This window comes from Sphingomonas suaedae (genome assembly GCF_007833215.1).
GTDB classification, from domain to species: domain Bacteria; phylum Pseudomonadota; class Alphaproteobacteria; order Sphingomonadales; family Sphingomonadaceae; genus Sphingomonas; species Sphingomonas suaedae.
This window is the reverse complement of record NZ_CP042239.1, coordinates 890,921-904,536: the sequence shown is the minus strand read 5'-3', so window position 1 is coordinate 904,536 and position 13,616 is coordinate 890,921. Positions and strand designations below refer to the sequence as shown.

Genomic DNA, 13,616 nt, shown 5'->3' with positions numbered 1-13,616 from the left:
CACGGAGGTTCGCGTGAACGTCACCATCTACCACAACCCCCGCTGCTCGAAATCGCGCGAGGCGCTGGCGATCCTGACCGACGCCGGCGCCGATGTGACGGTGGTCGAATATCTCAAGACCCCGCCGTCGCGCGCCGAACTCGCGCGGCTTTATGCGAAGGGCGGCATGTCCCCGCGCGACGGTCTGCGCAAGGCGGAAGCGGGCGCGAAGGCGTTGAAGGACGCGTCGGACGATGTGATTCTCGACGCCATGGCGGCGGACCCGATCCTGATCGAACGCCCGTTGGTCGAAACCGACAAGGGCGTCCGCCTCGGCCGCCCCCCTGAGGCGATTCGCGAGATTCTCTAGGCCGCGTCGCGGGCGCGCGCCGCCATTTCCTCGGTCACGTCGAGCTTGGTTCCGTAGAGAAGCCGGGCCACCCCATCCTCCGCGACGACGTCCGCGGTGACCCGCATCCAGCGGAGTTCGCCGTCGGCACGCCGGATCCGCGCCTCGAAGGTGAAGCTGCCGCAGGTCGCAATCGCTTCTGCACGCAGCCGCGCGAGCTCCGCGTGCGATTCGGGCAGGTACATTTTCAGGATTTCCTCGCGCGTGACCGGGATGCCCCGCTCAAGCCCGAACAGATCATAGACGCCATCGCTCCAGCGCAGCGCATTATCGGAAAGATCGCATTCCCAGCGCGCCTGCAACGGCATCAACCGAGTCGCGTGGCCAGCCATATTGTCCATGTCGGTGGGTTACCCCAACATTCACTAAAGTCCAGTCAACGCGCGTGACCTCGACGCCCCGCGCGGCTATCGCTGCGGCCATGCCCACCCGTTCGTCCGACTCGCTGATTTTCGAACCGGGCCGCAATTGCTGGCGGGTCGAACCCGCCGACAAACTCTCCGTCATCGTCGATGCCGACGCCTATTTCCGCACCGCCCGCGCGGCGATGCTGACCGCGAAGAAACAGATTCTGCTGATCGGCTGGGACTTTGATTCGCGCATTCTGCTCACCCATGACGACCCGCCCGACCATCCCGAGGCCCCGCGTGAGGTCGGCGCGTTCATTTCATGGCTGGTTCAACGCAATCCCGACCTCAAGGTCCATGTCCTGCGCTGGGATGTCGGCGCGCTCATGGCGCTGCTACGGGGGCACACGCTTCAGACGCTCATCAAATGGAAGCTGTCGAAACGCATCCATCTGCTGCTCGACGCCACGCACCCGCCCGGCGCTTCGCATCACCAGAAGATCGTCGTGATCGACGATTGCATCGCCTTTTGCGGCGGGATCGACATGACGCTGGGCCGCTGGGACACGCGCGCGCATGGCGATGGCGATCCCGGGCGGATCAACCCGGGCGGCGACCGCTACATGCCGTGGCACGACGCGACCACCGCGATCACCGGACCTGCCGCACGCGCGCTTGGCGACCTTTGCCGCGAGCGCTGGCAACGCGCGGGCGGAACCCCGATCGACCCGCCGCAGGTCGAGCAGGATTGCTGGCCGAAAACGCTGTCTCCCGATTTCACCGACGCGCGCATCGCCATCGCCCGAACCCAGCCTCAGCTGAACGGCGACGAGCCGGTGCAGGAGATCGAGGCGCTCTATCTCGACCTGATCGCCTCGGCGCGGCGCTTCATCTATGCCGAAAGCCAGTATTTCGCATCGCGCAAGATCGCCGAAGCCATTGCCCGCCGCCTCGCCGAGCCCGATGGCCCCGAATTCGTGATCGTCAATCCCGCCCATGCGGATGGCTGGCTGGAGCAGGAGGCGATGGACACCGCCCGCGCGCGGCTGTTTCAGGCGCTCAAGCGGCGCGACCCGCATGATCGCCTGCGTATCTATCACCCCGTTACCGAGGCGGGCGACCCGATCTATGTCCATGCCAAGGTGCTGACGGTGGACGACCGGCTGCTGCGCGTCGGCTCCTCCAATTTCAACAACCGCTCGCTGGGTCTCGACACCGAGTGCGACGTGGCACTGGCCGCGCGCGGCGAGGACGAGGCGAGGCGGATCGCCGCGATCCGCAACGGCCTGATCGCCGAACATCTCGGCACCGATTCGCTCACGGTCGCCGACCGGATCGCCCGGACCGGATCGCTGGTCGCCGCGATCGAGGGGCTGCGTTGCGCCGGTCGCTCGCTGCGGCCCTATCGCGTACCCGATCTCGACACGGTCGAAGCCTGGCTCGCCGAAAACCAGCTGCTCGACGCGGGCGACGAATCCCCGTTCGAGGCGATGGCGAAGGGCGGGTTGCTGAGGCGGCTGCGGCGTCGCTAGAGCGCAAACGGGCTAAGTTTCACGTTCCCCGGCGCAGGCCGGGGTCCAGTTGCGAGCAGTTTCGGGGGACGGGATGCCGCCTCTTGTTCGTAGAAACTGGGCCCCGGCCTTCGCCGGGGAACAGAGAGATGAAAGTCGGGCCGAAAACGGTCTGATCCTCCGACGCTCGGGAACGATCTCGAACAGGGAAGTCGCGGCATCCATCGCCGCCCCGTCCGCGCGCGCTGCGCTCCCAAGAACCAGCAGCACGCCAAACGCCCCGGTCAGCGTCAGTGCGGCCGCTGGCGCGGATTCGAAAGGGTGGCGATACCCATGCCGTCCAAACGCACGGCCCGCCTGAACCGCTGCCTGATGCGGGGGGATGACGCGGCGGCGCGTCCCCGCTATGCGCGCGACCATGACCCAAAACGCCCCAGCCATCACGCCCGAAATCGTCGCCGAACACGGCCTTTCGCCCGAGGAATATGCGCGCGTGCTGCACGCGATGGGGCGCGAGCCGAACCTGACCGAACTCGGCATCTTCTCGGTAATGTGGTCCGAGCATTGCAGCTACAAGTCCAGCCGCATCCATCTCAAGAAGCTCCCGACCGAAGCGCCCTGGGTGATCTGCGGCCCCGGCGAGAATGCCGGCGTGATCGACATCGGCGATGGACAGGCGGCGATCTTCAAGATGGAGAGCCACAACCACCCATCCTATATCGAACCCTATCAGGGCGCGGCGACCGGGGTCGGCGGCATCCTGCGTGACGTGTTCACCATGGGTGCGCGTCCGATCGCCAACATGAACGCGCTGCGCTTCGGGCGCCCCGATCATCCGAAGATGAAGCATCTGATCGCCGGCGTCGTCCATGGCATCGGCGGCTACGGCAATTGCGTCGGCGTTCCGACCGTCGGGGGAGAAGTGAACTTCCACAAGGCCTATGACGGCAACATCCTGGTGAATGCGATGACGGTCGGCGTCGCGCAGCAGGACAAGATTTTCTACAGCGCCGCCGCAGGCATCGGCAATCCGGTTGTCTATGTCGGCTCCAAGACCGGTCGCGACGGCATCCATGGCGCGACGATGGCCAGCGCCGATTTCGACGAGCATAGCGACGAGAAGCGCCCGACCGTGCAGGTCGGCGATCCCTTCACCGAAAAGCTGCTGATCGAGGCGTGCCTGGAACTGATGGCGTCGGACGCGATCGTCGCGATCCAGGATATGGGCGCGGCGGGCCTGACCTCGTCCAGCGTCGAGATGGCGTCGAAGGGCGGCGTCGGCATCGAACTGGTGATGGACAATGTCCCCCAGCGCGAAACCGGCATGACGCCGTACGAAATGATGCTGTCGGAGAGCCAGGAGCGGATGCTCATGGTTCTGAAACCCGGCCGCGAAGCCTTTGCCGAAGCGATCTTCCGCAAATGGGAACTGGACTTCGCCGTTATCGGCACGGTCACCGATACCGGTCGCATGATACTCAAGTGGAAGGGCGAAACCGTCGCCGACATTCCGCTCGCGCCGCTCGCCGACGAAGCACCGCTCTACGACCGCCCGCATGTGCCGACGCCCAAGCCCGCCGACCTGGCGGACGAACCGGAATGCGCGGATATCACCGCCGACCTGATCAAGCTGATGGGCTCGCCCGACATCGCCTCGCGCCGCTGGATCTGGGAGCAGTACGACCATATGGTCGGCGCCGACACCGTCCAGCGTCCGGGCGGCGACGCGGCGGTAGTCCGCGTCCATGGCACCGACAAGGCGCTGGCCATAACCACCGACTGCACCCCGCGCTATTGCTTTGCCGATCCGGTCGAGGGCGGGAAGCAAGCCATCGCGGAGGCATGGCGCAACCTCACCAGCGTCGGCGCGACGCCGCTCGCGGTCACCAACTGCCTCAACTTCGCCAACCCGCAGCGTCCCGAGATCATGGGCCAGATCGTCGGGTGCCTCGAAGGGATGGGCGACGCGTGCCGCGCGCTCGACTTCCCGATCGTGTCGGGCAACGTCTCGCTCTACAATGAGAGCAAGGCGACCGGCGGCGGCTCCGCGATCCTGCCCACCCCCGCGATCGGCGGCGTCGGCATCCTTGCCGACTGGTCGAAGTCGATGACGATCGGCTTCAAGGCGACCGGCGACGCGATCCTCGCGGTGGGCGAGCGGGGCGGCCATCTCGGCCAGTCGATCTGGCTGCGCGAAATCCATGGCCGCGAGGAAGGTCCGCCCCCGCCGGTCGACCTCAAGGCCGAAAAGCGTACCGGCGACTTCATCCGCGCGATGATCGATCGCGGCCTTGTCAACGCGGTCCACGACGTTTCCGACGGCGGCGTCGCCGTCACGCTCGCCGAAATGGCGCTCGCGAGCGGCATCGGCGCGATGATCGACCAGGCGCAGCCGTTCGGCGTCGCGGGCAGCTTCTTCGGCGAGGATCAGGGCCTCTACATCGTCACCGTCCCCGACGAGGCGCTGACCGAATTCCTGACCGCCGCGTCGGAGGCCGACGTCCCCGCCGACCCGATGGGCCGGACGATCAAGGACCGCCTGATCTTCGAACTCGACGAAGGCGATTGGTGCGTGACGATCGACACGCTGCGTACCGCGCATGAGGGCTTCTTCCCGGCGCTGATGGGCCCCGACGCGGCGATGGCGTGACCTCAACCTTCGTCCCCCGGGGGTTCGCTTTCCTCAGGGGCCCATAACACCGGCACAGAGCGCATTTTCCTGCACGGCGTTTCTGTGCAACCTTCGCCTGAACGTCCAAAGGCGACCCAATCCGCTTCTCGCGCGTTGGCACTGCGACCTTTGCGACGTTCAAGCGACTGGAGGGGCTATGACCGCGGGCTATTCGACGACGCCTTTATCCGACAAGCTCGGCTACAAGCCCGGGATGCGGCTGTTCATCGCCGACATGCCCGACAGCGTCCGGGAGGAGGCCGGGATCGACAGGCTCGGCCTGGAACTCCTTGCCGCGCCCAGCACGGGCATCGACGCGGCGCATGTCTTCGTTACCACGCGCGACCGGCTCGATTGCGAGCTCAAGGCGCTCCGCCAACTGATCGCGCCGAGCGGGTTCATCTGGGTTTCCTGGCCGAAGCAAGCCGCGAAGGTCGAAACCGATATCACCGAGGACACGATCCGCGAGATCGCCCTTCCGCTCGGCCTTGTCGATGTGAAGGTCTGCGCCGTTGACGACGTCTGGTCGGGCCTCAAGCTGATGATCCGCAAGGAGCTGCGCGAAACGGGATGACGCTGGCATCACGCGTCGCGGACGTGTAAATCGGGGGCAATGGGGGGACGCATCACATGGCAACGACCGCAGCGGGCGACCGCTATCTGACGCTCGATACCGTTCGCGGCGTCGCCGTACTCGGCATATTGCTGCTCAACATCATCGCCTTTTCGATGCCGATGCCGGCCTATTTCAATCCGGCGGCCTATGGCGGTGCGGAGGGCGCCGACCTGGCGGTCTGGTTCGGCAATTTCGTGCTGTTCGACGGCAAGATGCGCGGGCTGTTCTCCTTCCTGTTCGGTGCCTCGACTTTGTTGGTGATCGATCGTGCGACAGCGAAGGGCGAGAGCGCGGCGAAGGTCCATTATGCGCGCATGGTCTGGCTGCTCGTCTTCGGGCTGATCCATCTCTGGCTGATCTGGTGGGGTGATATTCTCAACAATTACGCGCTGATGGGGATGCTTGCCTTCTTCTTCCGCAACGCGCGGGTGAAGACCTTGCTCATCATCGGCTGTATCCTGCTGGTATTCCAGTTTCTCGTCTCCGCCTTCATTCCCTTTACGGTGGCGATGGCGCAGGCTGCCCCGGGAAATCACGGGTTGCGCGAAGCGCTGGTGGCGTTCGAGCGTGGCTTCGGCCAGCCGGCCCCCGCCTGGCTGGCCGAGCAGGTCGCCATCTATCGCGGCGATTGGTGGGGAATCACGGTGGAACGGTTCAAGGAAGCCGCCTGGGGCCCGATCGCGGCGATCTTCCAATATGGCTGGGAAACGCTCGCCTATATGCTGTTCGGCATGGCCGCATTCCGCAACGGGATGCTGACTGGCCAGTGGGAGCGCCGCCGCTACTGGCGCTGGGTCGCGATCGGCTTTGGCATCGGCATCCCGGTCTATGTCGCCCTGGCGCTCTGGATGATCCGCTCGGACTTCGCGCTCGTTCCGGTCACCGCCGCGACGATGGTCTTCACCGTGCCCTTCCGCCCGCTGATGATCATGGGCTGGGCCAGCCTGATCGTGTTGCTGATGCGCCCCGGCGGTACGCTTACCGCCCGTCTCGCGGCGGCGGGGCGGATGGCATTCACCAACTATCTGATGACCAGCCTGATCTGCACCTTCATCTTCTATGGCTGGGGTCTGGGCTGGTATGGCGAACTCTCGCGCGCCGAGGTCTATCTGGTGGTCCTCGGGGTCTGGGTTCTGATCCTGCTCTGGTCGAAGCCGTGGCTCGAACGCTTCGCCTATGGCCCGCTCGAATGGCTGTGGCGCAGCCTGTCGCGGGGACGCCCGCAGGCCATGGCCGGAGGCGCGCTGCTCAAGGGGTGAGGATCGCCCCGGCATCGGCGATCGGCCGGAGGCGGACCGGCTTCATCTGCTCGTCCAGCTTGGGAAGCGGCCGTCCGTCGGGCAGAAAGCTGCGCTCCGCAAAGGAGCCATCGGGCAGTTCAAAGGCGATGACGCACATCTCCATCGCGCCGAGCCGTTCCGCCATCAACCGCACCACCATAACGGCGAGACGGGCATCGTCGTTCAGCGGGGCATCGGCGGGCGCCAGGATCGTCAGCGTCTCCCACCCCTGCCCGCACAGCGCATTGCCGCGCCGCGTCAGCCGCCCGCTCGTCCGCATCCAAAGCCCGTCGCCCAGTTCCGACACGTCCTGCCAGGCGATCTCGCCGGGCATCGTGCGTCCCGGCACATCCATCAACGTCTTCAGACCGTCGGGGCTGTCGATCCTGCCGCCGCCATAGTGCACGACCGAACGGTCCCCGGGCGTATCGCTGACCGTGACCGTCGCGTCGATCCCACCCGACGCTGCAGAAAGGCGCGCGATCAGATCGACGCCCTGCTTCTCCCAATCCTGCGCGGCGGGACCGCCTGGCGTCACCATCTCGACAATAGCCGCATCGACCAGGCGTACCACTGCCTCCGGCGGCGCGAGATCGGCAGCAGAGGCGCGGGGATTGTCCGCCGCCGATACGGCAACCGGCATGAGAATCAGGACGAGCGAGAGGATCAGGCGCATATCGCCTTGTTTCACGCCACCTCCCGTCATCCAACAGAGATTTTCGCGAATGCCTCGCAACAGGGATTGCGAATCAGTCTCAATCGCCTTAGCTACCGTACAATAGCGAGAGGGTTCGATGGTCGTCTGCGTCTGCAACGCAATTCGTGAAAAGGATGTCCGCGCCGCGGCGCGTGAGGGCGCGATCAGTGCGTGCCAGGCCTATCGCGCGCTCGGGCGTCAGCCGAAATGCGGTCAGTGCGTGCCGTTTGCGCGAGCCATTATCGATTCCGAACGCGCGGCTGCGTGACGTTCGCAACTGAAAAAACCGCGGAAATCCGCCATTTCTGACTGTTTGCGGCGCCGCTTTGGCGCTATGCTCGCCTCCGATTTAGCTACGGAAGGTGCGACACGTCATGAAGGGCGATCCCAAGGTCATCGATTTTCTGAACGAGGTGCTCAAGGGCGAGCTTACCGCGATCAACCAATATTGGCTCCATTACCGTCTGCTCGATCACTGGGGCGTCAAAAAGCTCGCCGAGTTCGAGCGCCACGAATCCATCGACGAGATGAAGCACGCGGACTGGCTTGCGGAGCGCATCCTGTTCCTGGACGGTCTACCCAATTTCCAGCTGCTCGGGCGTCTGCGCATCGGCGAGACGGTCGAGGAGGTGCTCAAGGCCGATCTCGATCTGGAATATGAGGCGGTGAGGCTGCTCAAGGACGCGATCGAACATTGCGAGAAGGTGCGCGACTATGGCAGCCGCGACCTGTTTCAGCGCATCCTCGACAGTGAGGAAGACCATGTCGACACGCTCGAAACCCAATTCGAGATGATCGACCGCATGGGGCTCCAGAACTATATTCAGCTCAATTCGAAGCCCGAAGAGTCCGCATAACGCGGCTCAGACTGCCGGGCGGCGTCCGAATGCCGGGCGCCGCTCGACCAGCGGGTTCGCCTCGCGCTCCAGCAGCGCCAGCGTCGCCTCGAACAGCGGACGCAGCTCGACCACATGTTTGAGCGCCTCGCTCGGCTCATAGCGATGTTCGACGCAGTGGCGGGCGATATCCTCGATCGCCGCCGCGCAGTCCGCCAGCGGCTCGGCGCCGAACTGATGCGCCTCGCCCTTCAGCGTGTGGGCCGGAAGCACCAGCGCTGCGGCATTACCCGCCCGCATCGCCTCTTCGATCCGCGCGACCGATTTGACACCGTCCTCGTGGAAATAGCCGAGGATGCGGACGAAATTGGCGCCAAGCTGCGATCGGGCCTGCGCGAACGCAGCCCAATCCACCAGCCGGTCCTGATCCACCGTCGCCACGCCACCCTCCAAGCTGCCACGAGCCGTCGGATCACAGATATGGGTAATCCGGTAAACGTCCGGTTGACGTGACGCCCCCAGACTCGTTTTCAGTTAAGCGGCACCGGCCCGCTCCCCCACCCGGCCACCCATCAACGATACCCTGAAGTGGGGGCCGGGTGCAGGAGGGGCCGGTGCCGATTCAGCGAAGCTGGAACGGGCCTATCCGATGCGAAATCCGTCGGCGCCTTCTGCACAAAAATGCTCGATCTTCAGACCCTGCGACCGTGCGAGCGCCGCGATCTCGCGCTCCGCGGCCGGATCATCGGCCAGGATCTCCACAGCATCCGCGCCGCCCCGCAACGCACGCGCCAGCCGCAAGGCGGGCCATGGGCATTTCAGGCCGCGCGCATCGATCCGCACCGGCGCTGCCGCGTCACTCACGGTCGAACGGGTTTTTCGACGGTCGCATCGTCAGCCGCACCGGCACCGCGCCGAAATCGAACTCCTTGCGCATACTGTTGACCAGATAGCGCTCATAGCTCTTGGGAAGCAGATCGACCCGCGTTCCGAACAGGATGAAGCTCGGCGGCCGTGTCTTCGCCTGGGTCACGTAGCGCGGCTTGATCCGCTTGCCGCCGGGTGCGGGCGGCGGGTTGGCCTCGATCGCGCGCTCGAACCAGCGGTTGAGCTGGCCGGTAGTGATGCGCCGCGACCACGCCTCGCGAGTCTCGAACGCCACCTTGATCAGCGTATCCAGCCCCTTGCCCGTCGCTCCCGACACCGTCAGGAGCGGCACGCCCTTTACCTGTGCCAACCCCTCCTCGAGCGCGCCCTTGACGCCATTGAACAGACTCGACTGGTTCTCGGCCACATCCCATTTGTTGAGCGCGATCACCAGCGCGCGCCCTTCCTGCAGCACCTTGTCGGCGATCTTGAGGTCCTGGACCTCCAGCCCCTTGGTCGCGTCGAGCAGCAGCACCACGACCTCGGCGAAATCCACCGCGCGCAATGCGTCGGCGACCGACAATTTCTCCAGCTTCTCCTGGACCTTTGCGCGCTTGCGCATCCCGGCGGTGTCGATCAGGCGAACCGGACGGTCATTGCCCTCCGCATCGGTCCACAGCCATTCGATCGCGATCGAATCGCGGGTGATCCCCGCCTCCGGCCCGGTAATCAGCCGATCCTGACCCAGCAGCTTGTTGATGAGCGTGGACTTGCCCGCATTGGGGCGTCCGACCACGGCGAGCTTCAGCGGCGCGTCCGGCGAGTCGGGGTCTTCCTCCTCGCCCTCATCATCCTCACGTTCGATAAAGGGCCGCAGCGCTTCGAACAGATCGACGATCCCCTCGCCATGTTCGGCGGAGAAGGGCACCGGATCGCCCAGCCCCAGCGCCATCGCCTCATGAATGCCGGGCTCGGCGGCGCGCCCCTCGGCCTTGTTGGCCAGCAGCACGATCGGCGTTCCCGAGGTGCGCAGCCAGCGCGCGACCTCCTCGTCCAGCGGGGTCACGCCCGCGCGGGCATCGATCATGAACAGCGCGACATCCGCCTCGCGCACCGCTGCCTCGGTCTGCACCCGCATTCGACCCGGCAGGCTCGCCGCGTCTTCATCCTCGAATCCCGCCGTGTCGATCAGGCGAAAGCGAAGGCCCAGCAGTTCGCCATCGCCCTCACGCCGGTCGCGCGTCACCCCGGGCTGGTCGTCGACCAGCGCCAGTCGTTTGCCGACCAGGCGGTTGAACAGCGTCGATTTGCCGACATTGGGTCGGCCGATAATGGCAATGGTTGGAAGGCGCATGGGCGCCCTCTATCCCAACTGCTCCCTCAGCGATAGGCGCTGATCTCGCCCTTGTCGGTCAGCACATACAGCATATTGTTCGCAACCAGCGGCGGAAGGCTGATCGAATCGCCGACATCGATGGTCGATCCCATACTGCCGTCGGACGGCGACGCGGACATCAGCGCCCCGCGCGAATTGACGACCCACAGGCGATTGCCGGCCAGAATCGGCCCGACCCAGTTGATCGGTCCCTTCTTGTCCTCTTCGTTGCGCCAGGCGGGCAGCTGCGCGATCCAGCGGATCTTGCCGGTGCCGCGGGCGATGCACACCAGCCGCGCGTCGTCGCCCATCACGAACAGCCATTCGCCCGCGATCCACGGCGTCGAGATCCCGGCCAGGCTCTGCTCCCACAGCCGCTGTCCGGTGGCGAGTTCGATCGCCGCCATCCGTTCGCCCTGCCCCACCGCATAGACGCGGCCCTGATCGATCACCGGCTCGGCGTCGATATCGACCAGGCTCGACACCGAAGTCGAGATGGTCGAGCGCGACAGCGTGTCGGTCCACAGGGCGCGGCCGTTTTCATAGCGATAGGCGTTGAGCTCACCCGACGAGAAACCCGCGACGATCGTCCCCTGCGCCGCGGCCGGCGCCGCAACGCCGAACACGCCCTGGGTTTCCGGGGTTCCGGATTGGGTCCACACCACCGCGCCGTCATTCTGGCTCAGTGCGAACAGCTGATTGTCCTGTGACACGACATAGACATTGCCGTTCGAGACCGTCGGCGCACCGCGCAGCGGACCGCCCGGCTTCTTGCGCCAGACTTCGGTCCCGGCATTGGCATCGACCGCGACGACCTCGCCCAGGCCGTTGGTCGCGAACAGGCGTCCGTTTTCGAAGCTCACACCCCCGCCAAAGCTGGCGTTGCGATTCTCCTTGTCGGTCGAGGTCGCGAACTGCCACTGGCGGCTGCCGGTGGTCGCGTCAAAGGCATGGAGTACCGCGTCGGTATCGACGACGAACAGCTTGCCGTCGGCCACAACCGGCGCCGCCGCCAGCCGCACCCGGCCGCTGGTCCCGGCGATTTTCGCCGACCAGACCCGCGAGGGCGTCTCGCTCAGCGCCAGATGCCCCATCGCCTTGGCGGCATTGCCCCCCGGCTGGGTCCAGGCTGGATTGACCACCGCCATCGGCAGCACCACCGCCACCTCGGCAATCGTCGGGTCCGCCTTGATCCCGGTTTCGGAGGCGAGGATCGGCACGCGCTGGCCCAGCGTCGGCGTCTTCTTGTCGCCGCCCTTGAAGATTCCACATGCGCTGAGCGCTGCCAGCGCCGCAATCGCGACGGGGATTCGAACCGACTTCATCATTGTGCCTTCTTGTCCTCACCCTCGTCGACAATGGCGTCGACCCCAAGTACGCCCGCCATCTGAACCGCGCGTTGACGGATCGAACGGGGAACGCTCTCGTCCTTGGCGATCTCGCCATATAGCTTGCCCGCGTCGCCGCGCTTGCCCTGGCGCAGATAGGCGCCCGCGACCATCTCGCCCGCGCTGCCGTACCAGGCATTGCCCTTGACCGCGAGCGGCTGGAGCCGCGCCACGATCTGTTCGGGCTTCAACGTGTCATATTCGGCCATGGTCTGGCGGATCAGCGCCAGGTCGCGAAACTCCTGCGGCAGATCCTTGTCCGCCGCCATCGCGCCCAGGATCGCCGCCGCGCCCTTGAGGTCGTTCTTCTCCAGCAGCACATCCGCCTGGGTGAAACGCGCCATCGCATTGAACCCGGGCGTATCCGATTCGGCCAGTTCCTTGAGCGGCGTTTCGGCCAGCTGCGGCTTGTTCTCGCTCAGCGCCTTGAACGCCGCCTGGAACTTCTCGCCCTCCAGTCCGCGCTGCCCCTCGTCATGGGTCTGCCAGTAGAGCCAGCCGCCGAACGCGACCAGCGCCGCGATCACCGCGACGATGATCCAGCGGCCGTAATTCTGCCAGACGTGCAACGCCTGGTCCTTGCGGAGCTCTTCGTCGACCTCACGCAGAAAGGCTTCGTTGCTTTGCGGGCTCAGCGCCAAGGGGGAACTCCATCAGGGAACAGGGGTGCGGGCGCGGACCTTAGCCGCGCCGAACGGGAAACGAAAGCGGGTCAGTCCTTCGGCTTATAGACTTGCTCGTCGCCCGGAAAACTGCGGTCGCGAACCGCCGCTGCATAGGTCTCGACCGCGGCGGAAATGCGGCCAGCCATATCGTCGAATTTCTTCACGAAGCGCGGCGTGCGCTCGAACATGCCCAGCATGTCTTCGGTCACCAGCACCTGGCCGTCACATTGGGCCGACGCGCCAATGCCGATCACGGGGCATCCGACCGCAGCGACGATCTCGTTCGCCAGCGTCTCGACCACGCCCTCGGCAACGATCGCAAAGGCGCCCGCTTCGGCCACCGCCTTGGCGTCTCCGATGATCTTGGCATATTCGGCATTGCCACGCCCGCGCGCGCCATAGCCGCCCAGCGCGTTCACCGCCTGCGGCGTCAGCCCGACATGCCCCATCACCGGAATGCCGCGCGCAGTGAGGAACGCGACCGTCTCGGCCATCGCCTCGCCCCCCTCCAGCTTCACCGCCGCCGCACCGGTCTCCGCCATGATCCGCGATGCCGATGCGAATGCCTGTTGCGGGCTGCCCTCATAGCTGCCGAACGGCATGTCGATCACGACCACCGAATGATAGCTGCCGCGCACCACCGCCGCGCCATGCGCGCACATCATGTCCAGCGTCACCGACAACGTGGAGGGCAGGCCGTAGATCACCTGCCCCAGGCTGTCGCCGACCAGCAGCACGTCGCAATGCGGATCGAGCAGCTGCGCCATCCGCGCGGTGTAAGCGGTCAGCATCACCACCGGCTCCTTCCCCTTGCGGTTCTGGATCGCGGGAACGGTCAGCCGCTTCATCGGCGCCGGAGTCGGAGTCGCCCGGCTGGTCGACGTGTCGATCGTGAAGGTCGTGGACATGGCCGCGAGATAGCCGATCGCCCGAAGCCTCACCAGAGGCTTGCAGCCATGCACATATATCTTGACT

At 65.6% G+C, this 13,616-nt stretch carries 15 protein-coding genes; 7 read left to right on the top strand and 8 right to left on the bottom strand.

From position 1 onward, the window contains the following. The first annotated feature begins 13 nt into the window (after nucleotides 1-13). On the top strand, nucleotides 14-349 hold the full coding sequence (gene arsC, locus FPZ54_RS04300; RefSeq protein ID WP_145845275.1) for an arsenate reductase (glutaredoxin): 336 nt from the start codon (nucleotides 14-16) through the stop codon (nucleotides 347-349). Here the strand turns inward: arsC and FPZ54_RS04295 are convergent. Then, on the bottom strand, nucleotides 346-729 hold the full coding sequence (locus FPZ54_RS04295) for a PAS domain-containing protein (protein ID WP_145845274.1): 384 nt from the start codon (nucleotides 727-729) through the stop codon (nucleotides 346-348). The genes arsC and FPZ54_RS04295 overlap by 4 nt on opposite strands. 80 nt (nucleotides 730-809) lie before the next feature. Here FPZ54_RS04295 and FPZ54_RS04290 point away from each other — a divergent pair, with 80 nt between their 5' ends. The 4 genes from FPZ54_RS04290 to FPZ54_RS04275 all read left to right on the top strand — a co-directional run bounded on the left by FPZ54_RS04290 (nucleotide 810) and on the right by FPZ54_RS04275 (nucleotide 6,792). Further along, complete coding sequence (locus FPZ54_RS04290; protein ID WP_145845272.1) at nucleotides 810-2,267, top strand: phospholipase D-like domain-containing protein; 1,458 nt, start codon at nucleotides 810-812, stop codon at nucleotides 2,265-2,267. Between the two features lie 397 nt (nucleotides 2,268-2,664). After that, nucleotides 2,665-4,896 (top strand): phosphoribosylformylglycinamidine synthase subunit PurL, encoded by a 2,232-nt coding sequence (gene purL / locus FPZ54_RS04285; protein ID WP_145845270.1) that lies wholly within the window; start codon nucleotides 2,665-2,667, stop codon nucleotides 4,894-4,896. Nucleotides 4,897-5,074: 178 nt separating this feature from the next. Beyond that, complete coding sequence (locus FPZ54_RS04280) at nucleotides 5,075-5,491, top strand: DUF3052 family protein (RefSeq protein WP_145845268.1); 417 nt, start codon at nucleotides 5,075-5,077, stop codon at nucleotides 5,489-5,491. Nucleotides 5,492-5,547: 56 nt separating this feature from the next. Beyond that, nucleotides 5,548-6,792: a DUF418 domain-containing protein gene (locus FPZ54_RS04275; protein WP_145845266.1), complete on the top strand. Its 1,245-nt coding sequence runs from the start codon at nucleotides 5,548-5,550 to the stop codon at nucleotides 6,790-6,792. Here the strand turns inward: FPZ54_RS04275 and FPZ54_RS04270 are convergent. After that, nucleotides 6,782-7,504 carry a hypothetical protein gene (locus tag FPZ54_RS04270; RefSeq protein WP_145845264.1) on the bottom strand — a complete coding sequence of 241 codons (723 nt, stop codon included), beginning with the start codon at nucleotides 7,502-7,504 and terminating at the stop codon, nucleotides 6,782-6,784. The genes FPZ54_RS04275 and FPZ54_RS04270 overlap by 11 nt on opposite strands. A gap of 103 nt (nucleotides 7,505-7,607) precedes the next feature. Between FPZ54_RS04270 and FPZ54_RS04265 the strand changes: the two genes are divergently transcribed. Both FPZ54_RS04265 and bfr read left to right on the top strand, forming a co-directional pair. Beyond that, nucleotides 7,608-7,778 (top strand): (2Fe-2S)-binding protein, encoded by a 171-nt coding sequence (locus tag FPZ54_RS04265; protein WP_145845263.1) that lies wholly within the window; start codon nucleotides 7,608-7,610, stop codon nucleotides 7,776-7,778. 106 nt (nucleotides 7,779-7,884) lie between these two features. After that, on the top strand, nucleotides 7,885-8,367 hold the full coding sequence (gene bfr / locus FPZ54_RS04260) for a bacterioferritin (RefSeq protein ID WP_145845261.1): 483 nt from the start codon (nucleotides 7,885-7,887) through the stop codon (nucleotides 8,365-8,367). A 6-nt stretch (nucleotides 8,368-8,373) separates the two neighbouring features. On the opposite strand, the gene FPZ54_RS04255 is transcribed toward bfr, so the two are convergent. The 6 genes from FPZ54_RS04255 to panB all read right to left on the bottom strand — a co-directional run bounded on the left by FPZ54_RS04255 (nucleotide 8,374) and on the right by panB (nucleotide 13,549). Continuing rightward, nucleotides 8,374-8,787 carry an Hpt domain-containing protein gene (locus FPZ54_RS04255; RefSeq protein WP_239019710.1) on the bottom strand — a complete coding sequence of 138 codons (414 nt, stop codon included), beginning with the start codon at nucleotides 8,785-8,787 and terminating at the stop codon, nucleotides 8,374-8,376. Nucleotides 8,788-8,988: 201 nt separating this feature from the next. Next, entirely contained in the window at nucleotides 8,989-9,210 is a 222-nt protein-coding gene (locus tag FPZ54_RS04250) for a sulfurtransferase TusA family protein (protein ID WP_145845260.1), read from the bottom strand. After that, entirely contained in the window at nucleotides 9,203-10,567 is a 1,365-nt protein-coding gene (der, locus tag FPZ54_RS04245; protein WP_145845258.1) for a ribosome biogenesis GTPase Der, read from the bottom strand. The genes FPZ54_RS04250 and der overlap by 8 nt, the downstream gene beginning before the upstream one ends. 26 nt (nucleotides 10,568-10,593) lie before the next feature. After that, entirely contained in the window at nucleotides 10,594-11,916 is a 1,323-nt protein-coding gene (locus FPZ54_RS04240) for a PQQ-like beta-propeller repeat protein (protein WP_145845256.1), read from the bottom strand. Beyond that, nucleotides 11,913-12,617: a tetratricopeptide repeat protein gene (locus FPZ54_RS04235; RefSeq protein WP_145845254.1), complete on the bottom strand. Its 705-nt coding sequence runs from the start codon at nucleotides 12,615-12,617 to the stop codon at nucleotides 11,913-11,915. Before FPZ54_RS04235 ends, FPZ54_RS04240 begins: the two co-directional genes overlap by 4 nt. Before the next feature lie 71 nt (nucleotides 12,618-12,688). Next, nucleotides 12,689-13,549 carry a 3-methyl-2-oxobutanoate hydroxymethyltransferase gene (panB, locus tag FPZ54_RS04230; RefSeq protein WP_145849566.1) on the bottom strand — a complete coding sequence of 287 codons (861 nt, stop codon included), beginning with the start codon at nucleotides 13,547-13,549 and terminating at the stop codon, nucleotides 12,689-12,691. Between the last annotated feature and the right edge of the window lie 67 nt (nucleotides 13,550-13,616).